Raw genomic sequence first — 24,990 nt, 5'->3', positions numbered from 1 at the left:
GATCAGCAGCGCCCTTCTGTCTTGTCAGCTCTTCTTCGCAGGCGGCAGATCGGTACAGGTACCGTGCGCCACTTCCGCCGCCATGCCAATGCTTTCGCCCAGCGTCGGATGCGGGTGGATGGTCTTGCCGATGTCGATCTCGTCCGCACCCATCTCGATGGCCAGCGCGATCTCTCCGATCATGTCGCCGGCATGCGTGCCGACGATGCCGCCGCCAAGGATGCGGTGCGTCTCGGCATCGAACAGCAGCTTGGTGAAGCCTTCGTCACGGCCGTTGGCGATGGCGCGGCCCGAAGCAGTCCACGGGAAGTGGCCCTTCTTGACCTTGATGCCTTCGGCCTTCGCCTGGTCTTCGGTGAGGCCCACCCACGCCACCTCGGGGTCGGTGTAGGCCACGCTCGGGATCACGCGGGCGTTGAAGGCGGCGCTGGAAAGCTCCTTGTCGCCCTTCTGCTCGCCAGCAATGACTTCAGCCGCCACATGCGCCTCATGTACCGCCTTGTGCGCCAGCATGGGCTGACCCACGATGTCGCCGATGGCGAAGATGTGGGGCACGTTGGTACGCATCTGGATGTCGACCGGAATGAAGCCGCGGTCGCTCACGGCCACGCCGGCCTTCTCGGCACCGATCTTCTTGCCGTTGGGGCTGCGGCCCACGGCCTGCAGCACCAGGTCGTACACCTGCGGCTCCTTCGGCGCCTGCTCGCCCTCGAAGGTGACCTTGATGCCCTCCTTCGTGGCCTCGGCGCCGACCGTCTTGGTCTTGAGCATGATGTTGTCGAAGCGCGGCGCGTTCATCTTCTGCCAGACCTTCACGAGGTCGCGGTCGGCGCCCTGCATGAGGCCGTCGAGCATTTCGACCACGTCCAGGCGCGCCCCCAGCGTGGAATACACCGTGCCCATTTCGAGGCCGATGATGCCGCCGCCCAGCACCAGCATGCGCTTGGGGTCGGTGCCCATCTCGAGCGCGCCGGTCGAGTCGACCACGCGCGGGTCCTTCGGCATGAAGGGCAGGCTCACCGACTGCGAGCCGGCCGCAATGATCGCGTTGCGGAACTTCACGGTCTGCTTGCTGCCCGTGGTGTCCCAACTGGTGCCGGAGGTTTCCTCGACCTCGATGTGGTACGGGTCGATGAAGTTGCCGACGCCGCGCAGCACCGTCACCTTGCGCATCTTGGCCATGGCCGTGAGGCCGCCGGTGAGCTTGCCCACCACCTTGTTCTTGTGGCCGAGCAGCTTGGCGCGGTCGACCGTGGGCGCGGCAAAGCTCACACCGAGATCGGCGAAGTGCTTGACCTCGTCCATGACGGAAGCCACGTGCAGCAGCGCCTTCGACGGGATGCAACCGACGTTCAGGCACACGCCGCCGAGAGTGGCGTAGCGCTCGATCAGCACCACCTTCAAGCCGAGGTCGGCCGCGCGGAAAGCGGCCGAATAGCCACCAGGGCCTGCGCCGAGCACGATCACGTCGCACTCGACGTCGACCTTGCCGCCGTAGGTGGATGCCACGGGTGCCGATACCGGAGCCGGCGCAGCCGCCTTCGGTGCCGGGACTGCAGCCGCTGGCGCAGGCGCCGCCGCTGCGGGCGCGGACGCCGCGGCGCCACTCACCTCTAGCGTCAGCACGACCGAGCCTTCCTTGACCTTGTCGCCCACCTTCACGGCCAGCGCCTTCACCACGCCGGCAGCGGACGACGGAATCTCCATCGAGGCCTTGTCCGATTCGACCGTGATCAGCGACTGCTCGGCCTTGACCGTGTCTCCGACATTGACCAGCACCTCGATCACCGCGACTTCGTCGAAGTCGCCGATATCGGGCACCTTGATTTGTTGTTCGCTCATTTGGACACTTTCAGTTTGAGTGTGAGAACGTCGACCGGTGGGGCCGAATTGCGATCGAATTCGCAGGCGGCGGCAATGCCTGCCTCCGCCACGTCGCGCGAGCTGCGCGACTTGATGTCATAGGCCGCGTGCATGGCGCCGAGTGCGAAGCTGCGTCCCGAGCCTATGGCCCAGAACTCCTTGAACTCGAACACCTCGCGGTAGCTGTAGATGCCGTAGATGCCGCTCTGGTTGGCCATCAGCATCGTGAACTGGCTCGACTCGTAGGGCTCGTGCTCGTCTTCCTTGGTCTGCATGAAGAACGTGTCCTTCAGCACCGGATGCAACATCGTGAAGGTGCGGAAGATCTCGTGCTTGCTGCCGAACAGCAGTTTCTCGCGCTCCTGCGCGGCCAGCGCATGCTGCAGCACCAGGAAGTGCGCGGCGGCGCCAGCCACCGCGAACAGGCTCTGCCCCGCCGCGTCCTCGACGGTGAAGATCTTCTGGTTGGCTTCGGCGCGGTGCGAAAGCCGCGTGTCGCCGAAGGTCACCAGAGAATCGGCTGCCATCGTGACCTGGCCACCCTTGCGGACGGCCACAACCGTGGTCATAGCAGGATACGGCGATAGTCCGCGAGCACCTGGCCCAGGTAGGCGTTGAAACGCGCAGCCAGGGCGCCGTCGATCACGCGGTGGTCGTACGACAGCGACAGCGGCAGCGTGAGACGCGGCACGAACTGCTTGCCGTCCCACACCGGCTTCATCTGGCCCTTGGAGAGGCCGAGGATGGCCACTTCAGGAGCGTTGATGATGGGCGTGAAGTGCGTGCCGCCGATGCCGCCGAGCGAGCTGATCGAGAAGCAGCCGCCCTGCATGTCGGCCGAGCCGAGCTTGCCGTCGCGCGCCTTCTTGGCGAGTTCGCCCATCTCGGCGCTGATCTGCAGGATGCCCTTCTTGTCGGCATCTTTCAGCACCGGCACCACGAGCCCGTTGGGCGTGTCGGCCGCGAAGCCGATGTGGAAGTACTGCTTGTAGACCAGCTGATCGCCGTCGAGGCTGGCGTTGAAGTCGGGAAACTTCTTCAGTGCCGAAACCACCGCCTTGATCACGAAGGCCAGCATCGTGACCTTGACGCCCGACTTCTCGTTCTCCTTGTTGGTGGAAACGCGGAAGGCTTCGAGCTCGGTGATGTCGGCTTCGTCGTTGTTGGTGACGTGCGGAATCATCACCCAGTTGCGGTGCAGGTTCGCGCCGCTGAGCTTCTTGATGCGCGACAGGTCCTTGCGCTCGACCGCGCCGAACTTGGTGAAGTCGACCTTCGGCCACGGGATCAGGCCCAGCGCCGCGCCATCAGCGCCGCCACCTGCCGGCGCCTTGGCCGCCGAGGCCTTGGTGCTGGCCTGGCCGCTCATCACGGCCTTGGTGAAGCTCTGGACGTCTTCCTGCGTGATGCGGCCCTTGGGACCGGAGCCCTTGACCTCTTCGAGCGGCACGCCGAGTTCGCGGGCGAACTTGCGCACCGAGGGCGAGGCGTGCGGCAGGCTGGCGCTGGGCGCGACCGTCGGCTGGTGGGCCGGGGCGGCTGCAGCAGGCGCCGATGCGGCGGCCGCCGGTGCGGGCGCGCTGGCGGATGCGGTTGCCGGTGCGGCAGCCTGCGCAGGCGCCGGGGCTGCAGCACCCGCAGCACCTTCAAGCACGGCAATCAGGTCACCGATGTTGACCGTGTCGCCCACCTTGACCTTGAGTTCCTTGAGCACGCCGGCAGCCGACGACGGAATCTCCATCGAGGCCTTGTCCGACTCCACCGTGATCAGCGACTGTTCGACCTTGATCGCGTCGCCCGGCTTCACAAGCACTTCAATGACGGCGACGTCCTTGAAATCGCCGATGTCCGGCACCTTGATCTCGACCGGGCCCGAGGCTGCCGGGGCGGCAGCAGGAGCTGCGGCGGCCGGCGCAGGCGCGGCGGCTGCGGGGGCCGCTGCAGGCGCAGGGGCCGGCGCTGCAGCAGCACCCGCTCCCTCGGCCTCGAGCACGAGCACCACCGAGCCCTCCTTCACCTTGCTGCCGACTTCGACCTTCAGTTCCTTGACCACACCGGCCGTGGACGACGGGATTTCCATCGACGCCTTGTCCGATTCGACCGTGATGAGCGACTGCTCGGCCTTGACCGTGTCGCCCACCTTCACGAGCACCTCGATCACCGCGACTTCATCGAAATCGCCGATGTCCGGCACCTTCACTTCCACTGCTGCCATATCGTTGTCTCCCGCCGTAAGGCGCCGTTCGTTCGTTGGTTGTTGATGTTCAAGCGTAAAGCGGGTTGACCTTGTCGACATTGATGCCGTACTTCTTGATCGCTTCCACCACCTTGGCAACCGGCACGGTGCCATCTTCGCTCAGCGCCTTGAGCGCGGCCACCACGATGTAGTGGCGGTTGATCTCGAAGTGCTCGCGCAGCTTGTTGCGGAAGTCGCTTCGGCCGAAGCCGTCGGTGCCGAGCACCTTGTAGGTGCGGCCCTTCGGGATGAAGGGGCGGATCTGCTCGGCATAGGCCTTCATGTAGTCGGTCGATGCGACCACCGGGCCGGTCGAGGCCCCGAGCTGCTCGGCCACGAAGGGCACGCGCGGCGTCTGGTCCGGGTGCAGCAGGTTCCAGCGGTCGGCATCCTGGCCGTCGCGGGTGAGCTCGTTGAAGCTCGGGCAGCTCCACACGGAAGCCGACACGCCCCAGTCCTTTTCGAGCAGCTCTTGCGCAGCGAAGCTTTCGCGCAGGATGGTGCCGCTGCCCAGCAGTTGCACCGTGGGTGCCTTGGCCTTGAGCGCTGGGCCCTGCTTGGACAGGTACATGCCCTTGATGATCTGCTCTTCGGTACCGGGCTGCAGGCCAGGCATCGCGTAGTTCTCGTTGAGCAGCGTCAGGTAGTAGTAGACGTTGTCCTGCTTCTCGACCATGCGCTTGAGGCCATGGTGCAGGATGACGCCGACTTCGTGCGCGAAGGTCGGGTCGTAGCTCACGCAGTTCGGGATGGTGTTGGCCAGGATGTGGCTGTGACCGTCTTCGTGCTGCAGGCCTTCGCCGTTCAGCGTGGTGCGCCCCGAGGTGCCGCCGAGCAGGAAGCCGCGCGCCTGCATGTCGCCGGCCGCCCAGGCCAGGTCGCCGATGCGCTGGAAGCCGAACATCGAGTAGTACACGTAGAACGGCACCATGATGCGGTTGTTCGTGCTGTACGACGTGGCCGCCGCGATCCAGCTCGACATGCCGCCGGCTTCGTTGATGCCTTCCTGCAGGATCTGCCCGCCCTTGTCTTCCTTGTAGTACATGACCTGGTCTTTATCGACCGGGGTGTACTGCTGACCGTGCGGGTTGTAGATGCCGATCTGGCGGAACAGGCCTTCCATGCCGAAGGTGCGCGCCTCGTCCACAAGGATCGGCACCACGCGCGGGCCGAGCGCCTTGTCGCGCAGCAGTTGCGTGAGGAAGCGCACATAGGCCTGAGTGGTCGAGATCTCGCGGCCCTCGGCCGTGGGCTCCATCACCGCCTTGAAGGTGTCGAGCGACGGCACCGTGAAGCTCTCGTCGGCCTTGACTCGGCGGTGCGGCAGGTAGCCGCCCAGGGCCTTGCGGCGCTCGTGCAGGTAACGCATTTCCGGCGTGTCGTCGGCCGGCTTGTAGAACGGCAGCTCGGCAATCTGGCTGTCGGGAATCGGGATGTTGAAGCGGTCGCGGAAGGCCTTGATGTCCTCGTCGCTGAGCTTCTTGGTCTGGTGGACCGTGTTCTTGCCCTCGCCGATCTTGCCCATGCCGAAGCCCTTGACGGTCTTGACGAGCAGCACCGTGGGCTGGCCCGTGTGGTTCTGGGCGGCGTGGAAGGCGGCAAACACCTTCTGCGAGTCGTGGCCGCCGCGCTGGAGGTTCCAGACCTCGTCGTCGGTCAGGTGCTCGACCATCTTCAGCGTGCGAGGGTCTCGGCCGAAGAAGTTCTTGCGGACGTAGGCGCCGTCGTTGGCCTTGAACGACTGGTAGTCGCCGTCGTTGCACTCCATCATGATCTTGCGCAGCGCGCCGTCATGGTCCTTCTCGAGCAGGGCGTCCCAGCCCTTGCCCCAGATCAGCTTGACGACGTTCCAGTTGGCGCCGCGGAACTCGCCTTCGAGCTCCTGGATGATCTTGCCGTTGCCGCGCACCGGGCCGTCGAGGCGCTGCAGGTTGCAGTTGATGACGAAGATCAGGTTGTCGAGGTTCTCGCGCGCTGCGAGGCCGATGGCGCCCAGCGATTCCACTTCGTCCATTTCACCGTCGCCGCAGAACACCCACACCTTGCGGTTCTCGGTGTTGGCGATGCCGCGTGCGTGCAGGTACTTGAGGAAGCGCGCCTGGTAGATCGCCATCAGCGGGCCCAGGCCCATCGACACTGTGGGGAACTGCCAGAACTCCGGCATCAGCTTGGGATGCGGGTAGCTCGACAGGCCCTTGCCGTCCACTTCCTGGCGGAAGTTGAGCAGTTGCTCTTCGGAGAGGCGGCCTTCGAGGTAGGCGCGGGCATAGATGCCGGGCGAAACGTGGCCCTGGATGTAGAGCAGGTCGCCGCCGTGGTTTTCGCTCTCGGCGTGCCAGAAGTGGTTGAAACCGGCGCCGAACATGCTCGCCAGCGAGGCGAAGGAGCCGATGTGGCCGCCCAGGTCGCCGCCTTCGGCCGGATGGTGGCGGTTGGCCTTGACCACCATGGCCATGGCGTTCCAGCGCATGTAGGCGCGCAGGCGCTGTTCGATCTCGAGATTGCCGGGGCTGCGAGCCTCCTGCGAGGGCTCGATGGTGTTGACATAGCCGGTGTTGGCCGAGAACGGCATGTCGACCGTGTTCTGGCGGGCATGCTCGAGCAGCTGCTCGAGAAGGAAGTGGGCCCGCTCCGGACCCTCGCTCTGGATGACGGAGGACAGTGCATCCATCCATTCACGGGTTTCCTGGGCGTCCGCATCGTTTGCGGCCGAGCCGAACAGGTTCTCGGGATTTGCCGACATGCTTGTCTCTCCTTTTAGGGCTGTGGCGGTAATTTAGTGCGCTATGGGATCAGCGCGGCGGAGTTTCTCATAGAAACATTGGGATTTCAAATAGTGCGTGACGATTTCTTAATGTGATATTTATGACAATGCACCGATCGGGACAGCAACCATCCCGCAACCGCTACCGAGCTCATCCCACGGCAGCCCACATCGCTTCCGAGAGGGGCTTCACCTAAACTCGGGTGATGCCTCTTTCCTCCCCGCTGGCCGTTGCCCGCAGTGCCTCACCCCTGTCCTGGTGGCGCAGGTGGTGGCGCCGGCAGACGCCGGTGCTGCAGGACGCGGTCGCCATGCTCGCGCCGATGGCGGCCGTGCTGTTGTTTCTTGCCGCCATCGTTTCCGCCTTCTGGTACCTGCGCACTGAAGAGGTCGAGCGCGAGCAGGAGTCGGTGCGCCGCGACGTCGAATACGCCCAGCAGCGCATGCGGCTGCGGCTGCTGGAGCGGCAAGAGCAGTTGATGCGCATCGCGCGCGATGCCTCTAACCGCGAGATCGACCCGGTCGAATTCACCAGCCGCGCCGAGTCCCTGGTGAGCCAGTTCCCCGAACTGCAGACCATCACCTGGATCGACGACCGCCGCCGCTTCAAGGCCGGCTATGCGGCGCCCAGCGTGCACCCGGCGCAGCAGCACCTGATCGGCGATGTGCTGCGCCCCGGCGACATCGAGAGCAACTACGCGCTGGCGCGCGAACTGCGCCAGCCGGTGTATTCGCAGCCCGTGGCCGGAGGCGATCCAGCGGCGATGCTGCAGTTGCACATTCCCCTTTTCGACCAGGGCCTGTTCGCAGGCGTGGTGCTGGGCGAGTTCTCGGTCGACGGGCTGCTGCGCTATGGCATGCCGTCCGAGGTCCAGGCGCGCTACGCGGTATCGCTGCTCGACGCCAAGGGTCATGTAATTGCCGGCAACACCACCAACCTGAAAGACAGCGGCACGCGCCTGCTGCCCTGGAGCGAGCGAACCAACGAGTACGAAGTGCCGGTATCGCCCGTGGGCAATGCGCTGGTGCTGCGGGCGCAGGCCTACCGCACCTCGCAGGGCGTGGTCGGCAACGGCCTGTTCTGGCTGGTCTGCGCTCTCAGCGTGCTCACGAGCTGGATGCTGATCGGCACCTGGCGCCACACGCGGCGACGGCTCCAGGCACAGCAGCGGCTGGTGGCCGAGACCAATTTCCGCCGGGCAATGGAAAACTCCATGCTCACTGGCATGCGCGTGCTCGATCTGCAAGGGCGCATCACTTACGTGAACGCCGCCTTCTGCGCCATGACGGGCTGGAGCGAGGAAGAACTGGTCGGCCAGACGCCGCCCTTTCCCTACTGGCTCGAGTCCGACCGCGAGGTCATGAACGAGCGGCTGGAAGAAGAGCTGCACGGCCGCGCCCTCCCCGGCGGCTTCCAGGTGCGCGTGAAGCGCAAGAACGGCAGCGTTTTCAACGCGCGGCTGTACGTGTCGCCGCTGATCGACGCACGCGGCCACCAGACCGGCTGGATGACGTCGATGACCGACATCACCGAGCCCACGCGCATCCGCGAGCAGTTGTCGGCCTCCTACGAGCGCTTCACCACCGTGCTGGAAGCGCTCGACGCAGCGGTGTCGGTCGCCCCCATCGGCAGCGAGGAACTGCTGTTCGCCAACAAGCTGTATCGCCTGTGGTTCGGCTCGGACACCGTGGGGCACCTGGGCATGGTCGCGCAGGCGGGCGTGCCCGCATCCAATGCGCACGACGAAGGCCTCGACGACGTGGACCCGTACGCCGGCCTGCCCATCGACACGCTCACCGCCGCGCAGACTGCCAACAATGAAATCTTCGTGCCCCACCTCGGCAAGTGGCTCGAAGTGCGTTCGCGCTACCTGACCTGGGTCGACGGCCGCCTGGCTCAACTCGTCATCGCCACCGACATCACGCCGCGCCGCGACGCCGAAGAGCAGGCCGCCGCGCAGGCCGACAAGGCCCAGGCCGCAAGCCGCCTCATCACGATGGGCGAAATGGCGTCGAGCGTGGCGCACGAGCTCAACCAGCCGCTGACCGCCATCACCAACTACTGCAACGGGATGATGTCGCGCATCAAGGGCCAGTCGATCGACACCGAGGCCCTGCTCGCCGCGCTCGAAAAGACCTCGAAGCAGGCGCAGCGCGCGGGCCAGATCATCCAGCGCATCCGCTCCTTCGTGAAACGCAGCGAACCCAACCGCACGCCGGCCGACGTGGCCACCATGGTGAGCGAGGCGGTCGAACTCGCCGGCATCGAGCTGCGCCGACGCAACGTGCGCCTGAATCACTACGTGGCCGCGCGGCTGCCGGTGGTGCGCGTCGACCCGATCCTCATCGAGCAGGTGATGGTCAACCTGCTGAAGAACGCCGCCGAATCCATCGACATCGCCGACCGCCCGCTGGCGCGCCGCAGCGTCGAACTGCGCGTACTGCCCAAGGTGATCGAGGGCCACAACGCCATCGAGTTCTCGGTGCAGGACACGGGCAAGGGCCTGGCGCCCGAAGTGATGGACCGGCTCTACGAAGCCTTCTTCTCGACCAAGCCCGAAGGCATGGGCATCGGGCTGAATCTGTGCCGCACCATCGTCGAGTCGCACCGCGGCCGGATGCAGGCGGAGAACATCTACAATGGCCCGGATGTGATCGGATGCCGCTTTTCCTTCTGGATTCCGGTGTTGGACGCTATCAGTTCCGTAGCTAGCGACGAGGCAAAGGTACCTGCATGAGTTTGATTCCGAAGAAGGGCACGGTCTATGTCGTCGACGACGACGAAGCCGTACGCGATTCGCTGCAATGGCTGCTCGAAGGCAAGGACTACAGAGTCCGCTGTTTCGATTCCGCCGAATCCTTTCTCTCCCGATACGACCCGCGCGAAGTCGCCTGTTTGATCGTCGACATCCGCATGGCCGGCATGACCGGCCTCGAATTGCAGGATCGGCTGATCGAACGGCGCTCCCCGCTGCCGATCGTGGTCATCACCGGCCACGGCGACGTGCCGATGGCGGTCGACAGCATGAAAAAGGGCGCGATGGATTTCATCCAGAAGCCCTTCAACGATGAAGAGCTGGTCACGCTGGTCGAGCGCATGCTCGAGCATGCGCGCGGCGCCTTCACGCAGCACCAGCAGTCGGCCAGCCGCGACGCGCTGCTGTCCAAGCTCACGGGCCGCGAGGCGCAGGTGCTCGAACGCATCGTCGCCGGCCGCCTGAACAAGCAGATCGCCGACGACCTGGGCATCAGCATCAAGACGGTCGAGGCGCACCGCGCCAACATCATGGAAAAGCTCAATGCCAACACCGTGGCCGATCTGCTCAAGATCGCCCTGGGACAGGCGGCGCCCGCTGCCAAGGCCTAGAAGCTATCCGACAGATAGCGACGAATGAATCCCACGCCTGCGCAAGCGGGCGTTTTTACTTGGAAAATCGAAACCGATGACCGCCCAACTGATCGACGGCAACGCCCTCGCCAAAACCATTCGCGCCGAAGTTGCCGGCCGCACCGCCGCACTCAAGGCCCGTGGCGTGAACCCGGCCCTTTCCATCATCCTCGTGGGCGAAGACCCGGCCAGCCAGGTCTATACGAAGCACAAGGTCAACGACAGCGCCCAGACCGGCCTGGAAGCCACGCTCGAAACCTACCCCGCCGACATGAGCGAGGCCGATCTTCTGGCCCGCATCCGCACCCTCAACGACGACCCGAAGGTGCACGGCATCCTGGTCCAGCTGCCGCTGCCCAAACACATGGACAGCCAGAAGGTCATCGAGACGATCTCGCCCGCAAAGGACGTCGACGGCTTTCACGTCGCCAGCGCCGGTGCGCTGATGACCGGCGCCCCAGGCTTCTGGCCCTGCACGCCGCACGGCTGCATGAAGATGCTCGAATCCATCGGCTACGACCTGCGCGGCAAGCACGCCGTGGTCATCGGCCGCAGCAACATCGTCGGCAAGCCGATGGCCATGATGCTGCTCGCCAAGAGCGCCACCGTGACCATCTGCCACAGCGCCACGCAAGACCTGGGCGCCATCACGCGCCAGGCCGACGTGATCGTCGCGGCGGTGGGCAAGCTCAATCTCCTGACCGCCGACATGGTGAAGCCGGGCGCGGTCGTCATCGACGTGGGCATGAACCGCAAGGAAGACGGCAAGCTGGCCGGCGACGTCGATTTCGACGGCGTGAAGGAAGTGGCCGGCTGGATCACGCCCGTGCCCGGTGGCGTCGGCCCCATGACGCGCGCCATGCTTCTGGCAAACACCCTTGAAGCGGCCGAACGCGCCGCCAAGTAACTTTCATGGCCATGACGAACAATCCTCTCCTCGATTTCAACGATCTCCCGCTGTTCGATCGCATCAAGCCCGAGCACGTCGCGCCCGCCGTCGACGCGCTGCTGGCCGACGCCGAGACCGCGCTGCAGACCGTGACGGCGCCCGGCTTTCCCGCTGACTGGAATGCGATCTCGAAGGTGCTCGACGTGGCCTCCGAACGTTTCAGCCGCGCCTGGAGCGCCGTCGGCCACCTCAACGCAGTGGCCGACACGCCCGAATTGCGCGCCGCCTACAACGAGGCCATGCCGCGCGTGACCGCCTTCTGGACCCGGCTGGGCTCCGACGAGCAGCTGTACGCCAAGTACAAGGCCATCGACGTCGCCACGCTCAACGCAGAGCAGCGCCAGGCGCATCGCAATGCCGTGCGCAACTTCGTGCTGGGCGGTGCCGAGCTGCAGGGCGACGCCAAGAAGCGCTTCGCCGAGATCCAGGAGCGCCAGGCCGAGCTGAGCCAGAAGTTCAGCGAAAACGCACTCGACGCAACCGATGCCTTCGCCTACTACGCCGCGCTCGGCGAACTCGAAGGCGTGCCCGAAGACGTGGTGAGCGCCGCGCGCGCCGCCGCAGAGGCCGATGGCAAGGAAGGCTACAAGCTCACGCTCAAGATGCCGTGCTACCTGCCGGTGATGCAGTTCGCCAAGAGCAGCGCGCTGCGCGAGAAGCTCTACCGCGCCTACGTCACCCGCGCCAGCGAGTTCGGCGACGCCGCCTTCGACAACACGGCGCTCATCACCGAAATCCTCGCGCTGCGCGAGGAAGAAGCGAAGCTGCTGGGCTACAGGAACTACGGCGAACTCTCTGTCGTGCCGAAGATGGCCGAGTCGCCCGAGCAGGTCGTCAAGTTCCTGCGCGATCTCGCAATCAAGGCCAAGCCCTATGGCGAGCGCGACCTGGCCGACCTGCGGGTCTTCGCCTCGGAGCAGTTGAGCATCACCGACCCCCAGCCCTGGGACTGGAGCTACATCGGCGAGAAGCTCAAGGAGGCGCGCTACGCCTTCAGCGAGCAGGAGGTGAAGCAGTACTTTCCCGCGCCGAAGGTCATGGCCGGGCTGTTCAAGATCGTCGAGACGCTGTTCGAGGTGTCGATCCGCCGCGACTCGGCGCCTACTTGGCACCCGAGCGTCGAGTTCTACCGCATCGAACGCGCCGGTCAGAAGGTCGGCCAGTTCTATCTCGACCCTTCTGCCCGTGCCGCCAAACGCGGTGGTGCCTGGATGGACGACGTGCGCGCCCGCTGGCTGCGCCCCGACAACGGTGCGCTGCAAACCCCCATCGCGCAACTGGTGTGCAACTTTGCCAGCGGCGTCGACGGCAAGCCGCCGCTGCTCACGCATGACGACGTGACCACCCTCTTCCACGAGTTCGGCCACGGCCTGCACCACATGCTCACCCAGGTGAACGAGCGCGACGTGTCGGGCATCAGCGGCGTCGAGTGGGATGCAGTCGAGCTGCCGAGCCAGTTCATGGAAAACTTCTGCTGGGAGTGGGATGTGCTCAAGCACATGACCGCCCACGTCGACACCGGCGAACCGCTGCCCCGCGCGCTGTTCGACAAGATGACCGCTGCCAAGAACTTCCAGAGCGGCCTGCAGACGCTGCGCCAGATCGAGTTCTCGCTGTTCGACATGCTGCTGCACACCGAGTACCACGCGGCCGCCGCCAAGACCGGCGACGTGATGGCGCTGCTCGGCAAGGTGCGCGCCGAGGTGGCGGTGATGCCCTCGCCGCCGTTCAGCCGCACGCCGAATACTTTCAGCCACATCTTCTCGGGCGGCTACGCAGCCGGCTACTACAGCTACAAGTGGGCCGAGGTGCTGAGCGCCGACGCCTACGCGGCCTTCGAGGAAACCGTGGGCGCCGACGGCGAGCCGAACATCGAAACCGGCCGCAAGTACCGCCAGGCCATCCTGGAGGCCGGCGGCAGCCGCAGCGCCATGGATTCGTTCAAGGCTTTCCGTGGCCGTGAGCCCCAGCTTGATGCGCTGCTGCGACACCAGGGCATGGCGGAGCCTCAGCCTGCTTGATGCGGCGCTGAAGCTTGCGATACTCGGGCGATGCATCCGATTTACAAATTCTCACTGCATCGCCTGACCGGCCTGGCCCTGGTGCTCGTCGCCACGGGCGCCATGGCGCAACAGGTCTATCGCCAGGTCGACAAGAATGGCAAGGTAACGTTCTCGGACCGCGCCCCCACGGCCAGCACCGAGCCGGCCTCGGCCTCGCAAGGCGGCTCCACCACGCCGGCAAATGCGGGCCTGCCCTACGAGCTGCGGCAAGTGGCTCAACGCTACCCCGTCACGCTGTACAGCAGCGACGAATGCGGGCCGTGCAGCACGGCTCGCTCGCTGCTCATTACGCGGGGCATTCCGTTCGAGGAACGCACCGTCAAGAGCAACGAGGAAATCGAGGCGCTGCAGCGCCTGAGCAGCCAGAGCTCGCTGCCATTGCTGACCATCGGGTCGCAGCAGCTCAAGGGCTTCTCGGATGTCGAGTGGTCGCAGTACCTCGACGCGGCCGGCTACCCCAAGAGCAACAGCCTGCCCGCCGGTTACCGCAACGGCCCCGCGCGACCGCTGATCGCGCAGCAGGCAGCACCCGCACCCCGTGCCGCCGCAGCACCGGCCGCACAGCCGGCGCCGCCGCCCCCCGCATCGAGCGAGCCGAGCCCGAGCAATCCCGCCGGCATCAAGTTCTGAGCCAGGCCGCTCACGCGGCCTTTCATTCCTAGGCGCCGAACTGCAGCGTCTTCACGCCAGTCGAGGTGCCCAGCAGGCACACGTCGGCCTTCTGGTGCGCGAAGACGCCGACCGTCACCACGCCCGGCCACTTGCTCACTTCGGACTCGAAAGCCAGCGGATCGGTGATCCGAAGGCCCGTCACGTCGACGATGTGCTGGCCGTTGTCCGTGACCAGCGGCAGGCCGTCTTTCTCGCGCACCTGGGCGATGCCACCCATGCTGGCGAACTGGCGCATCACGCGGCGCGCGGCCATCGGAATCACTTCCACCGGCAGCGGAAAGGCGCCCAGCACCTCTACCAGCTTGGATGCGTCGGCAATGCAGACGAACTTGCGCGACTGGGCCGCGACGATCTTCTCGCGCGTGAGTGCAGCACCGCCGCCCTTCACCATGAAACCGCGGTGGTCGATTTCGTCCGCGCCGTCGATGTAGACCGCCAGCTCTTCCACCTCGTTGCTGTCGAACACCGGAATGCCGAGGGCACGCAGTCGCTCGGTCGAGGCGACCGAGCTGGAGACGGCGCCCTTGATCTCGTCCTTGATGGTGGCCAGCGCATCGATGAACTTGTTCACCGTCGAGCCGGTGCCGACGCCGACGATCTCGCCCTTGACCACATAGGCCAGCGCGGCAAGGCCGACCTGGGCCTTGAGTTCGTCCTGAGAAAGAGGGGTTGGGGAGGCGGGTGCGGTCATCGCGGAGAATCCTTGGCTCATTGAAGCCCCGAATTATCCGATGCCCCTGCTGATGCCCTCCTCGCTCTACGGCCTTGCCCGCCCTTTCCTGTTCGGTTTCGACCCCGAGCATGCCCACGAAATCACGCTGGACGGGCTGGCGCGCACCCAGAACACGCCGCTGGCCTGTGCTTACTCGGCGCCCCGCGTCGACGACCCCGTCCAGCTTGCCGGGCTGACCTTTCCGAACCGCGTGGGCCTGGCGGCCGGGCTCGACAAGAACGCCCGTTGCATCGACGCCTTCGCCGCCATGGGGTTCGGCTTCGTCGAGGTCGGCACGGTGACGCCGAAGGCCCAGCCGGGCAATCCCAAGCCGCGCATGTTCCGCCTGCCGCAGCGTGACGCGCTGATCAACCGGCTAGGCTTCAACAACGAAGGGCTCGACGCCTTCCTGGCCAACGTGCAGAAGGCGCGCTTTCGCAAGGGCGGCGGCGGTGCGAAGCAGCCGATGCTGCTGGGCCTCAACATCGGCAAGAACGCCGCCACGCCGATCGAGCGTGCGGTGGACGACTATCTGATCTGCCTCGACGGCGTGTATCCGCATGCCGACTATGTGACGATCAACATCTCGAGCCCCAACACAGCCAACCTGCGCACGCTGCAAAGCGACGAAGCGCTCGATGCGCTGCTCGGCGCGGTGGCCGAACGGCGCGAGGCTCTGGCAGCACGCCACAACAAGCGCTCGCCGCTGTTCGTGAAGATCGCGCCCGATCTCGACGAAGCCCAGGTGGCAGTCATCGCCGCCACGCTGAAGCGCCACGGCATGGACGGCGTGATCGCCACCAACACCACGCTTGCGCGTGATGCCGTCAAAGGCCTGCCGCATGCCGAAGAAGCGGGTGGACTGTCGGGTGCACCGGTGCGCGAGGCAAGCAACCGCGTGATCGCCCAATTGCGCGCGGCGCTGGGCTCGGGCTTTCCGATCATCGGGGTGGGCGGCATCCTCAGTGGCGCGGATGCCAAGGCCAAGATCGCCGCGGGTGCGGACGTGGTGCAGATCTACACCGGCCTGATCTACCGCGGACCGGCGCTGGTCCGCGAAGCAGCTCAGGCGCTGCTGCGCGATCGCAGCAAGGCCTGAGAGCTTTTTCTTTCTTTCCTCTTCAGCGCATGCGCCAGAGCACTGGCGCGATGACCGCAGCCCAGCGCAGCAGGCGCCTCGGCTTGATCACCACCACGGCCGCCGCGGCAACGACGCCGGTGGCCACCGGATGCGCACGGGCGATGCGCAAGGCCGCAGCAGCAGCCGATTCATTGGGCGGAGGCGCTTCGCCTTCGCCCGAGCCGCCCGCAGGCTGTGCCTCGCGTCCACCCTGCAGCGTCGCGATGCGCTCGCGTTGACGCTCCATGCGCGCCAGCAACTCTTCGCGCGTGGCCGGCCGCGGGGGGCGCGGCGCTTCTTCGTCCTGCTCCGGATCCTTGCCCAGGCCGAAGCTGTCCTGGACCCAGGCCCAGTCGCGCTCGAACTCGTGGCGTGCCGGCACGAAGCTGTTGGACGCATTGCGCAGGGTCAGCAGCAAGCCGACGGCGGCCGCCAGCCAGAGCACGATCCACACGCCTGCCACCGACCACGCAGCGGTGATGCGGTACGGTGTTTCCCAGAAATGAACCACCACCGCCACGGACAGCAAGGCCACCGTGACCGTGGTGAGCCCCAGCACGGCCAGACTGAAGACGAGCATCAGCTTGAGACGCTGCTTCTCGTCCTCCCAGGCCATGCGCAGCAATTGCACCCGGTCTTCGGCCGCCAAGGCGCCTTCGGCCGCGGCAATGCGCAGCCGGCGAATCCGGGCGTTCAGCCCGAACAGGGACAGCAGCCTCATGGGCTGGCTCCGGCCATGTCCGGATGAACGATCTTGCTGCCGTGCGCGCTCAGGTCAGCGGCGGCCAAGCAGCAGGCCCACCAGCACGCCGACGGCCAGTGCGGCACCGGCGATCTGCCATGGTTCGTCGTGGGCGTAGGCGTTGGCGGAGGTGGCCGCTTCACGGGCCTTCTTGGCGGCGAGCTTGCTCTTCTCGGCCGCGAGTTCGCGTGCGATGGCCAGCTTGGTGTCGATGCGCTGGCGCAGCGCCTTGATGTGGGGAACCGAATCCAGGTCCTTGCTTGCCAGCACGCCGCGCACGTCGCTTGCAATGTCTTCGGCTGCTGCTTCAAGATTTTGGGATGCACTCATTGGAAACTTTCCTCCGTGATGACACCGGCACCGCGCCGGCGGCTTCGCGCCAGCAAATGGCGTGCTGTCATGTTACAGGCTCAAAAGACCCTCAGGCGCTACAGATGTGCAGACTTTGACGCGAGATGCCACTTCGTGACGTGCAAAGCGCTTCACGCGTCCGCCAGCAAGCCGGCCACATGGCGCCCGATGGCCAGGCTGCTCGTGAGGCCTGGCGACTCGATGCCGAAGAGATTGACCAGCCCCGGCACACCGTGCGATGCAGGTCCGTCGATCATGAAGTCGGCCGCCGGCTCGCCCGGGCCCGAGATCTTCGGCCGCATGCCTGCGTAGCCCGGGATCAGGGCGCCATCGGGCAGCGCGGGCCAGTACTTGCGCACTTCGGCATAGAAGCCCTCGCCGCGGGCCGGGTCCACCACAAGTTCGTCGGCCGAAGACACCCACTGCACATCGGGCCCGAACTTGGCCTGGCCGCCCAGGTCGATCGTGAGGTGCACGCCCAGCCCACCCGGCTCGGGCACGGGATAGATCAGACGCCCGAACGGCGCCCGCCCCGACAGGGTGAAGTAGTTGCCCTTGGCGAAGTATTCCCTGGGCACCGCCGAGGCCGGCAGGCCCTCGAAACGCCGCGCCAGCGCAGGGGCACCGAGACCCGCTGCATTGACCACGCTGCGGCAACGCAGCGCAGTGCCATCCTCAGCCATCAGGACGATGGCACCATCGCCGCATTCGGCACGCACGATGGGCGATTTCAGTGCCAGCATGCCGCCCGCGTTCTCGAGGTCGCCGAGCAGGCTCAGCATGAGCGAGTGGCTATCGACGATGCCTGTGCTCGGCGAATGCAGCGCCGCCACGCAATGCAGCTGCGGCTCCATCGCCACAGCCTGCTGCGCGGTGATCAACGTCAGATCACCGACGCCGTTCGCAGCCGCCTTCGTCCGGATGACATCGAGCTGGTCCGCCTGCTCGGGCAAGGTCGCCACGATCAGCTTGCCGCAGCGCTGATGCGGCACACCACGCTCCGCCGCGTAGGCGTACAGCATTTCCTTGCCCTCGACGCAGAGCCTCGCCTTGAGCGAGCCCTGCGGGTAGTAGATGCCGGCGTGAATGACTTCGCTGTTGCGCGAACTCGTACCCGTGCCAATGGCACCTTCGGATTCGAGCACCAGCACTTCCCGGCCCGCGAGCGCCAAGGCGCGCGCCACTGCCAGCCCCACCACACCAGCGCCGATGACAGCGCAATCTATTTCGTCCATCGCGCGAGCTTAGCGCGGCTCGCTCGCGGATTTCCTCATTGCACGGAGGGCGGCGGCTCCGGATCGGTGGGTTCGTCGGGTGGCGTCTCAGCCCCTTCGTCGGGCTCGACGGGCAGGTTCGGCGTGACGGGGGTCGGAAGATCTGGGTGAGTGGCCATGGCGGTGCTCCTTGCCCCTCAGTTCTAGGCCGCCACTACGGGAAGTTCAACAGCCCTTGGCTGCACTTGCCGTCGGTGCAGGCCGACAGTTCAGTCAATGAATGAAGCCGGCGCGACAAACGAAAACGGCACCCGAAGGTGCCGTAAGTCGTTGCTTTGAATGGTGGGCGGTGGAGGTTTCGAACCTCCGACCCCAGCAGTGTGAATGCTGTGCTCTACCCCTGAGCTAACCGCCCGAAACGCTGCTGTTTGACTGCAGCGTTCTGAAAACGTATCGCGTTGTGCGAAGCCTCAGATTATGCCATAGCTTTTCAGCCGTTTTCGCGAAACAGCGTGCGACCGCCGCTCGATTTGTCGAGTTGCCCCAACACCGCTTCGTGCGCGGTCAGCTCGTGCTCGGCGGCCAGGATCACCGGCAGCTCGAACTGGCTCAGGTCGATGGCCACCACGGTGGTACCCAGCTGAGGCTCGTTCGAAGCCACGTCGATCAGCAGCGCATCCTGGCCTCGAGTGAGGTTGATGTAGACGTCTGCCAGCAGTTGCGCGTCGAGCTTGGCGCCGTGGAAGGTGCGGTTCGAGCGGTCGACACCGAAGCGGTCGCACAGCGCGTCCAGCGAATTGCGCTTGCCCGGGTACACCTGCTTGGCCATGGCCAGCGTGTCGGTCACTTCGCTGACGAAGGTGCGCAGCGGCGGCAAGCCGGCACGCTCGAATTCCTTGTTGAGAAAGCCGACGTCGAAGGCCGCGTTGTGAATGATCAGCTCGGCATCGCGCAGGTACTCGACGATGTCGTTGGCCAATGTGGCGAACTTCGGCTTGTCGCGCAGGAAGTCGGTCGTCAGGCCGTGGACCTTGAGCGCGTCCTCGTGGCTCTCGCGCTCAGGGTTGAAGTAGATGTGCAGGTCGTTGCCGGTGAGCTTGCGGGCGAACAGCTCCACGCAGCCGAGCTCGATGACCCGGTCGCCGTTCTCCGCAGAGAGGCCGGTGGTTTCGGTATCAAGAACGATCTGGCGCGACATCAGTGGTTTTCCTTGGCGTGATTGATCGAGTACTTGGGAATCTCGATGGTCACATTCTCCTGCGCCAGGATCGATTGGCAACTCAGGCGCGACTGGGGCTCCAGGCCCCAGGCACGGTCGAGCAAGTCTTCTTCGCCCTCTTCCGCCTCGTTCAGCGAGTTGAAGCCCTCGCGCACGATCACGTGGCAGGTGGTGCAGGCGCAGCTCATCTCGCAGGCATGCTCGATGTTGATGTTGTTGTCGAGCAGCGCCTCGCAGATCGAGGTGCCGGCGGGCGCGGTGATTTCGGCGCCCTGCGGGCAGTACTCGGGATGCGGGTAGATCTTGATCGTGGGCATGTTGTTGTTCTAGAGAGATTCGACCTTGCGGCCGGCAAGTGCGCGCGCAATGCCCGCGTTCATTCGCTGTGCGGCAAAGGCTTCGGTGTCGTCGGCCAGCTTCTTGGTGGCAGCCTCGATGGCGGCGGCCTCGTTGCTGCCCTTGGCGGTTTCACGCAACTGCGCCATCGATTCGTCTATGACGGCGCGCTCTCCGTCGCTCAGCAGGTCACCGTCGGCATCGAGCGCGCTCTGCGTGGCGAGCAGCATGCGATCGGCATCGACGCGCGCCTCGACCAGCGCGCGGGCCAGCATGTCCTGCTGCGCCGTGGAAAAGCTCTCCTGCAGCATGGTCGCGATCTGGTCGTCCGACAGACCGTATGACGGCTTGACCGCCACGCTGGCTTCGACGCCGCTGCCCTGCTCCTTGGCACTCACGCTAAGCAGACCGTCTGCGTCGACCGTGAAGGTCACGCGGATGCGTGCCGCGCCGGCCGCCATCGGTGGGATACCGCGCAGCGTGAAGCGCGCGAGGCTGCGGCAGTCGGCCACGAGATCGCGCTCGCCCTGCACCACGTGCAGCGCCAGCGCGGTCTGGCCGTCTTGATAGGTCGTGAAGTCCTGCGCCATTGCGGTGGGGATGGTCTGGTTGCGCGGCACGACGCGCTCGACCAGGCCGCCCATGGTCTCGATGCCGAGTGAGAGCGGGATCACGTCGAGCAACAGCAGCTCGCCCGCGCCGTTGTTGCCGGCGAGCTGGTTGGCCTGGATGGCAGCACCGAGGGCCACGACTTCATCAGGGTTCAGGTTGACCAGCGGCTCGCGGCCGAAGAACTCGGCGACGGCGCCGCGGATCTGCGGCATGCGGGTGGAGCCGCCGACAAGCACGATGCCCTGCAGGTCGTCGGGCTTGAGCTTCGCGTCGCGCAGCGCCTTGCGGACGGCAGCAATGGTGCGATCGGTGAGCGGCCGCGTGGCGGTGTAGAACTGTTCGCGGGTCAGGTCGAACGAAGCGGTCTTGCCTGCCACGTCAGCCTTGAACAGGGCCGATTCCGAATCGGTCAGCGCCTCTTTCGCGGCCCGTGCGGCGACCAGCAACGCGGCCTTGTCGGCATCGCTGCCGGCTTGCAGGCCCGTCTGCGCGAGCACGAAGCCGGCCAGCGCGTGGTCGTAGTCGTCGCCGCCAAGGGCTGAGTCGCCCCCCGTGGCGATCACCTCGAACACGCCCTGCGTGAGCCGCAGGATCGAGATGTCGAAGGTGCCGCCGCCCAGGTCGTAGACCGCGTAGACACCTTCGCTCGCGTTGTCGAGGCCATATGCGATGGCGGCCGCCGTGGGCTCGCTGATAAGGCGAAGCACGTTGAGGCCGGCGAGCTGCGCGGCATCCTTGGTCGCCTGGCGCTGGCCTTCGTCGAAGTACGCCGGCACGGTGATGACGGCACCGTAGAGCTCGTCGTCGAAGGTGTCCTCGGCACGAAAGCGCAGCGTGGCCAGGATCTCGGCGCTGATCTCGACCGGCGACTTCTCGCCCGCCAGGGTCTGCACCTGCACCATGCCGCCATCGCTGCTGCCGATGCGGTACGACATCGCTTCGCGGTTCGCGATGTCGGCCAGGCCGCGGCCCATGAGCCGCTTCACCGAAGTGATCGTGTTGGCCGGGTCCTTGGCGCGCGCCGCCAGCGCATCGAAGCCGATCTGGCGGCGGTCGTTTTCAAGGTAGCGCACGGCCGAAGGCAGCAGCACGCGACCCTGGTCGTCGGGCAGGCATTCGGCCACGCCGTTGCGCACCGCGGCCACCAGCGAATGGGTGGTGCCGAGGTCGATGCCCACGGCAATGCGACGCTGATGCGGGTCGGGCGCCTGGCCGGGTTCGGAAATCTGAAGAAGAGCCATCAGGCCTCCCGCCGGGCCGCCCCAAGGGAGGCCTGCACCCCCTCGGGGGGCAGTGAATACACGAAGTGATGAGCGTGGGGGTTCATGTCTCTATTGTCCCAACTGATCGAATTTGGCTTCGACGTCCTGTCCGAAGCGCTCAATGAACATGAGGGCTCTCACCTGCTGCGCGGCGGCGGGGTAGTCGCCTTTTTCGTCGATCAGCCAGTCGAGCGACGACAGTGCGCGGGCGCGGGCAGCCTCGACCTCGGCCTGGAGCTTTTCAAGCGAAGCGGCGTCTTCGACATCGTCGAGCGCCTCGCGCCACTCCATCTGCTGCATCAGGAACTCCGGCGGCATCGCCGTGTTGTTCTCGGCGTTCAGCGGTGCGTCGTGCAGTTCGCAGATGTAGCTGGCGCGGCGGATCGGATCCTTGAGCCGCTGGTAAGCCTCGTTGATGCGCACCGACCACTGCATGGCCACACGTTGCGCGGCGGCGCCCTGCGCGGCAAAGCGGTCCGGGTGGGCTTCGCGCTGCAGCTCTTTCCAGCGCGCGTCGAGCACCGCACGGTCCTGCGCGAAAGTCGCCGGGACGGCGAACAGTTGAAAGTCGGTGTCGTTCAGGTTCATGGCAAGAAAAAACCGCCAGCACATGACATGGTGGCGGCTGTTGTCGCGGTCAGCGACGGCGCATCAGATGCGAAAACTTTCCCCGCAGCCGCAACGGTCGCGTTCGTTGGGGTTGATGAACTTGAAACCCTCGTTCAGGCCCTCGCGCACGAAGTCGAGCTGCGTGCCGTCGATGTAGGCCAGGCTCTTCGGGTCGACCAGCACCTTCACGCCGTGGTCTTCGAACACCACGTCTTCAGGCGTGAACTCGTCCACGTACTCGAGCTTGTAGGCCAGGCCGGAGCAGCCCGTGGTCTTCACGCCCAGCCGCACGCCCACGCCCTTGCCCCGTTTGCCGAGGTAGCGGGTGACGTGTCGCGCAGCGGCTTCGGTCAGCGTGACGGCCATGTCAGTGAACAGCTTCGGCAGCAGCAGCTTCGGTCTTGACGCCGTGCTTGGCCTTGTAGTCGCTCACGGCGGCCTTGATCGCGTCTTCGGCCAGGATGGAGCAGTGGATCTTCACGGGCGGCAGCGCCAGCTCTTCGGCGATCTGCGCGTTCTTGAGCGCAGCCGCTTCGTCGAGCGTCTTACCCTTGACCCATTCGGTCACGAGCGACGACGACGCAATGGCCGAGCCGCAGCCGTAGGTCTTGAAGCGCGCGTCTTCGATCACGCCGGTTTCGGGGTTGACCTTGATCTGCAGCTTCATCACGTCACCGCAGGCCGGCGCGCCGACCATGCCGGTGCCTACCGAGTCGTCGCCCTTTTCGAAGGAGCCGACGTTGCGTGGATTTTCGTAGTGGTCGATGACCTTGGAAGAATATGCCATGGTGTACCTCTCAAACTTTGTTCAATCGTGGAGCCTGGTGCGGGCCTGCGTCAGTGGGCCGACCACTGGATCGTGCTGATGTCGACGCCGTCCTGGAACATCTCCCACAGGGGGCTCAGCTCACGCAGCTTGGCAACGTTGTGCTTGATGGTCGAAATGGCGTAGTCGATTTCTTCTTCGGTCGTGAAACGGCCGATGGTCATGCGAAGGCTGCTGTGGGCCAGCTCGTCGCTGCGGCCCAGGGCGCGCAGCACATAGCTGGGCTCCAGGCTGGCCGAGGTGCAGGCCGAACCCGACGACACCGCCAGGCCCTTGATGCCCATGATCAGCGACTCGCCTTCGACGTAGTTGAAGCTCATGTTCAGGTTGTGCGGCACACGGTGTTCGAGGTCGCCGTTGATGAACACCTGCTCGACATCCTTCAGGCCATCGAGCAGACGCTTCTGCAGGCGGCGCGCATGGGCGATGTCGTCCTTCATTTCGAGCTTGGCGATGCGGTAGGCCTCGCCCATGCCGACGATCTGGTGCGTGGGCAAGGTGCCCGAACGCATGCCGCGTTCGTGACCGCCGCCGTGCATTTGCGCCTCGAGCCGCACTCGCGGCTTGCGGCGCACGTACAGCGCGCCGATGCCCTTGGGGCCATAGGTCTTGTGCGAGGCGAGGCTCATCAGGTCGATGGGCAGCTTCGTGATGTCGATTTCGACCTTGCCGGTGGCCTGGGCCGAATCGACGTGGAAGATGATGCCCTTTTCGCGGCAGACATTGCCGATCGCGACCACGTCCTGGATCACGCCGATTTCGTTGTTCACGAACAGCACGCTGGCCAGGATGGTGTCAGGGCGGATCGCGGCCTTGAACTTTTCAAGGTCGACGAGGCCATTTTCCTCGACGTCGAGGTAGGTGACTTCGAAGCCCTGGCGCTCGAGCTCGCGCATGGTGTCGAGCACAGCCTTGTGCTCGGTCTTCAGGGTGATCAGGTGCTTGCCCTTGCCCTTGTAGAACTGGGCCGCGCCCTTGAGCGCGAGATTGATCGATTCGGTCGCGCCCGACGTCCAGACGATTTCGCGGGGATCCGCATTGATCAGGTCAGCCACCTGGCCACGCGCCTTCTCGACCGCCTCTTCAGCCTCCCAGCCCCATGCGTGGCTGCGCGACGCCGGGTTGCCGAAGTGTTCGCGCAACCAGGGAATCATGGCGTCGACCACACGCGGGTCGACCGGCGTGGTCGCGCCGTAATCGAGATAGATCGGGAAATGAGGAGTTACGTCCATGGCTGGCTCGTGCTGGCGTGGGGGGGTTGTTTTTTGATCTGGGCGGCTCAGGGTGGCGCCCGAAGGCGCCGCCGGGGACTCAGTACTCAGGACTTGGCGAAGGCGTTGCCGAGCGCGAACACCGAATTAGGTGCGTTGACGCGGATCGGCTTGACCACCGGCTGGGCCGAGATCGCACGCTTGACGACCGGCTTGTTTTCGATCTGCACGCCCTTGGCGATCTGGTCGTCGACCAGCTTCTGCAGCGTGACGGAGTCGAGGAACTCGACCATGCGCTGGTTCAGCGAGGCCCAGAGCTCGTGCGTCATGCAGCGGCCGGCTTCGCCGAGGCAGTTTTCCTTGCCGCCGCACTGGGTGGCATCGATGGGTTCATCGACGGAAACGATGATGTCGGCCACGGTGATGTCCGCGGCCTTGCGACCGAGGCTGTAGCCGCCGCCGGGGCCGCGGGTCGACTCGACCAGCTCGTGACGGCGCAGTTTGCCGAACAGCTGTTCGAGGTACGACAACGAAATCTGCTGCCGCTGGCTGATCGCAGCCAGCGTGACCGGACCGGTGTTCTGACGCAACGCCAGATCGATCATTGCTGTGACCGCAAAACGGCCTTTGGTAGTGAGACGCATCGCAAGCTCCTTCAAGTGCTTACCGTTGAAATGACACCGTGGTCCTGGACCGCGGTGACTTCGTCTCCGCCCTGCCCGACCCCTGACGCTGGTGAACCAGTCGGTAGGAGTCGGTCCTTCATCGCGAAGTTCTTTTCTTGTTGTTGACTGTTTCGCTCAAGTATAACAGAAGCCCCCGAGGTCTGCTGGGGTAAACC

At 65.4% G+C, this 24,990-nt stretch carries 23 protein-coding genes and 1 tRNA gene; 6 read left to right on the top strand and 18 right to left on the bottom strand.

Annotation, left to right across the window (positions count from 1 at the left end; translation table 11 throughout):
* Positions 1-24: 24 nt before the first annotated feature.
* From lpdA to aceE, 4 genes are read right to left on the bottom strand one after another with little or no spacing between them, the layout of a single operon-like run.
* A complete protein-coding gene (gene lpdA / locus ACN9MV_RS13190) occupies positions 25-1,842 on the bottom strand; it encodes a dihydrolipoyl dehydrogenase (protein ID WP_093176632.1) in 1,818 nt (605 codons plus the stop codon).
* Positions 1,839-2,432: an MFS transporter gene (locus ACN9MV_RS13185; protein WP_093078073.1), complete on the bottom strand. Its 594-nt coding sequence runs from the start codon at positions 2,430-2,432 to the stop codon at positions 1,839-1,841. Before ACN9MV_RS13185 ends, lpdA begins: the two co-directional genes overlap by 4 nt.
* Positions 2,429-4,078: a dihydrolipoyllysine-residue acetyltransferase gene (gene aceF / locus ACN9MV_RS13180; RefSeq protein ID WP_426392615.1), complete on the bottom strand. Its 1,650-nt coding sequence runs from the start codon at positions 4,076-4,078 to the stop codon at positions 2,429-2,431. The genes ACN9MV_RS13185 and aceF overlap by 4 nt, the downstream gene beginning before the upstream one ends.
* A gap of 49 nt (positions 4,079-4,127) precedes the next feature.
* A complete protein-coding gene (gene aceE / locus ACN9MV_RS13175) occupies positions 4,128-6,842 on the bottom strand; it encodes a pyruvate dehydrogenase (acetyl-transferring), homodimeric type (protein WP_093052289.1) in 2,715 nt (904 codons plus the stop codon).
* A gap of 227 nt (positions 6,843-7,069) precedes the next feature.
* Between aceE and ACN9MV_RS13170 the strand changes: the two genes are divergently transcribed.
* From ACN9MV_RS13170 to ACN9MV_RS13150, 5 genes are all read left to right on the top strand, one after another.
* Entirely contained in the window at positions 7,070-9,601 is a 2,532-nt protein-coding gene (locus ACN9MV_RS13170; protein WP_093052292.1) for a PAS domain-containing sensor histidine kinase, read from the top strand.
* Positions 9,598-10,230, top strand: a complete 633-nt coding sequence (locus ACN9MV_RS13165; protein ID WP_012747279.1) for a response regulator transcription factor — start codon at positions 9,598-9,600, stop codon at positions 10,228-10,230. The genes ACN9MV_RS13170 and ACN9MV_RS13165 overlap by 4 nt, the downstream gene beginning before the upstream one ends.
* Before the next feature lie 76 nt (positions 10,231-10,306).
* Positions 10,307-11,158, top strand: a complete 852-nt coding sequence (gene folD, locus ACN9MV_RS13160; protein WP_093078070.1) for a bifunctional methylenetetrahydrofolate dehydrogenase/methenyltetrahydrofolate cyclohydrolase FolD — start codon at positions 10,307-10,309, stop codon at positions 11,156-11,158.
* Between the two features lie 5 nt (positions 11,159-11,163).
* Positions 11,164-13,221, top strand: coding sequence for a M3 family metallopeptidase (locus ACN9MV_RS13155; protein WP_426392612.1), 2,058 nt, complete (start codon positions 11,164-11,166; stop codon positions 13,219-13,221).
* A gap of 30 nt (positions 13,222-13,251) precedes the next feature.
* Complete coding sequence (locus ACN9MV_RS13150; RefSeq protein ID WP_093176624.1) at positions 13,252-13,893, top strand: glutaredoxin family protein; 642 nt, start codon at positions 13,252-13,254, stop codon at positions 13,891-13,893.
* Between the two features lie 28 nt (positions 13,894-13,921).
* Here the strand turns inward: ACN9MV_RS13150 and rpiA are convergent, their stop codons facing one another.
* A complete protein-coding gene (gene rpiA, locus ACN9MV_RS13145; protein WP_426392610.1) occupies positions 13,922-14,626 on the bottom strand; it encodes a ribose-5-phosphate isomerase RpiA in 705 nt (234 codons plus the stop codon).
* Between the two features lie 40 nt (positions 14,627-14,666).
* Here rpiA and ACN9MV_RS13140 point away from each other — a divergent pair, with 40 nt between their 5' ends.
* The gene (locus ACN9MV_RS13140) at positions 14,667-15,746 is read left to right on the top strand and encodes a quinone-dependent dihydroorotate dehydrogenase (protein ID WP_426392608.1); all 1,080 of its coding nucleotides are present in this window, start codon (positions 14,667-14,669) and stop codon (positions 15,744-15,746) included.
* A 22-nt stretch (positions 15,747-15,768) separates the two neighbouring features.
* Here the strand turns inward: ACN9MV_RS13140 and ACN9MV_RS13135 are convergent, their stop codons facing one another.
* The 13 genes from ACN9MV_RS13135 to iscR all read right to left on the bottom strand — a co-directional run bounded on the left by ACN9MV_RS13135 (position 15,769) and on the right by iscR (position 24,793).
* A complete protein-coding gene (locus ACN9MV_RS13135) occupies positions 15,769-16,488 on the bottom strand; it encodes a phage holin family protein (protein WP_093176620.1) in 720 nt (239 codons plus the stop codon).
* A gap of 54 nt (positions 16,489-16,542) precedes the next feature.
* Positions 16,543-16,839: a glycine zipper domain-containing protein gene (locus ACN9MV_RS13130; protein ID WP_093052316.1), complete on the bottom strand. Its 297-nt coding sequence runs from the start codon at positions 16,837-16,839 to the stop codon at positions 16,543-16,545.
* 152 nt (positions 16,840-16,991) lie between these two features.
* The gene (locus tag ACN9MV_RS13125; RefSeq protein WP_426392605.1) at positions 16,992-18,095 is read right to left on the bottom strand and encodes an NAD(P)/FAD-dependent oxidoreductase; all 1,104 of its coding nucleotides are present in this window, start codon (positions 18,093-18,095) and stop codon (positions 16,992-16,994) included.
* Positions 18,096-18,130: 35 nt separating this feature from the next.
* Complete coding sequence (locus tag ACN9MV_RS13120; RefSeq protein ID WP_093052323.1) at positions 18,131-18,253, bottom strand: stereocilin; 123 nt, start codon at positions 18,251-18,253, stop codon at positions 18,131-18,133.
* Positions 18,254-18,414: 161 nt separating this feature from the next.
* A tRNA-Val gene (locus tag ACN9MV_RS13115) sits at positions 18,415-18,489 on the bottom strand.
* Positions 18,490-18,564: 75 nt separating this feature from the next.
* Positions 18,565-19,272, bottom strand: a complete 708-nt coding sequence (dnaQ, locus tag ACN9MV_RS13110) for a DNA polymerase III subunit epsilon (protein WP_093052326.1) — start codon at positions 19,270-19,272, stop codon at positions 18,565-18,567.
* On the bottom strand, positions 19,272-19,610 hold the full coding sequence (gene fdx, locus ACN9MV_RS13105; protein WP_093176617.1) for an ISC system 2Fe-2S type ferredoxin: 339 nt from the start codon (positions 19,608-19,610) through the stop codon (positions 19,272-19,274). The genes dnaQ and fdx overlap by 1 nt, the downstream gene beginning before the upstream one ends.
* Positions 19,611-19,619: 9 nt before the next feature.
* Positions 19,620-21,482, bottom strand: a complete 1,863-nt coding sequence (gene hscA / locus ACN9MV_RS13100; protein WP_426392602.1) for a Fe-S protein assembly chaperone HscA — start codon at positions 21,480-21,482, stop codon at positions 19,620-19,622.
* A 90-nt stretch (positions 21,483-21,572) separates the two neighbouring features.
* A complete protein-coding gene (gene hscB, locus ACN9MV_RS13095; RefSeq protein ID WP_093052332.1) occupies positions 21,573-22,091 on the bottom strand; it encodes a Fe-S protein assembly co-chaperone HscB in 519 nt (172 codons plus the stop codon).
* A gap of 63 nt (positions 22,092-22,154) precedes the next feature.
* Positions 22,155-22,478: an iron-sulfur cluster assembly protein IscA gene (gene iscA, locus ACN9MV_RS13090; RefSeq protein ID WP_007828190.1), complete on the bottom strand. Its 324-nt coding sequence runs from the start codon at positions 22,476-22,478 to the stop codon at positions 22,155-22,157.
* Position 22,479: 1 nt separating this feature from the next.
* The gene (gene iscU / locus ACN9MV_RS13085; protein ID WP_093052335.1) at positions 22,480-22,899 is read right to left on the bottom strand and encodes a Fe-S cluster assembly scaffold IscU; all 420 of its coding nucleotides are present in this window, start codon (positions 22,897-22,899) and stop codon (positions 22,480-22,482) included.
* A gap of 50 nt (positions 22,900-22,949) precedes the next feature.
* On the bottom strand, positions 22,950-24,170 hold the full coding sequence (locus ACN9MV_RS13080) for an IscS subfamily cysteine desulfurase (RefSeq protein ID WP_307614505.1): 1,221 nt from the start codon (positions 24,168-24,170) through the stop codon (positions 22,950-22,952).
* Between the two features lie 86 nt (positions 24,171-24,256).
* The gene (iscR, locus tag ACN9MV_RS13075) at positions 24,257-24,793 is read right to left on the bottom strand and encodes a Fe-S cluster assembly transcriptional regulator IscR (protein WP_007828186.1); all 537 of its coding nucleotides are present in this window, start codon (positions 24,791-24,793) and stop codon (positions 24,257-24,259) included.
* Between the last annotated feature and the right edge of the window lie 197 nt (positions 24,794-24,990).

Source organism: Variovorax sp. R-27 (assembly GCF_049913215.1).
GTDB lineage: Bacteria > Pseudomonadota > Gammaproteobacteria > Burkholderiales > Burkholderiaceae_C > Variovorax.
The sequence above is the reverse complement of the archived record's forward strand: the minus strand, read 5'-3'. Positions and strand labels throughout refer to the sequence as shown.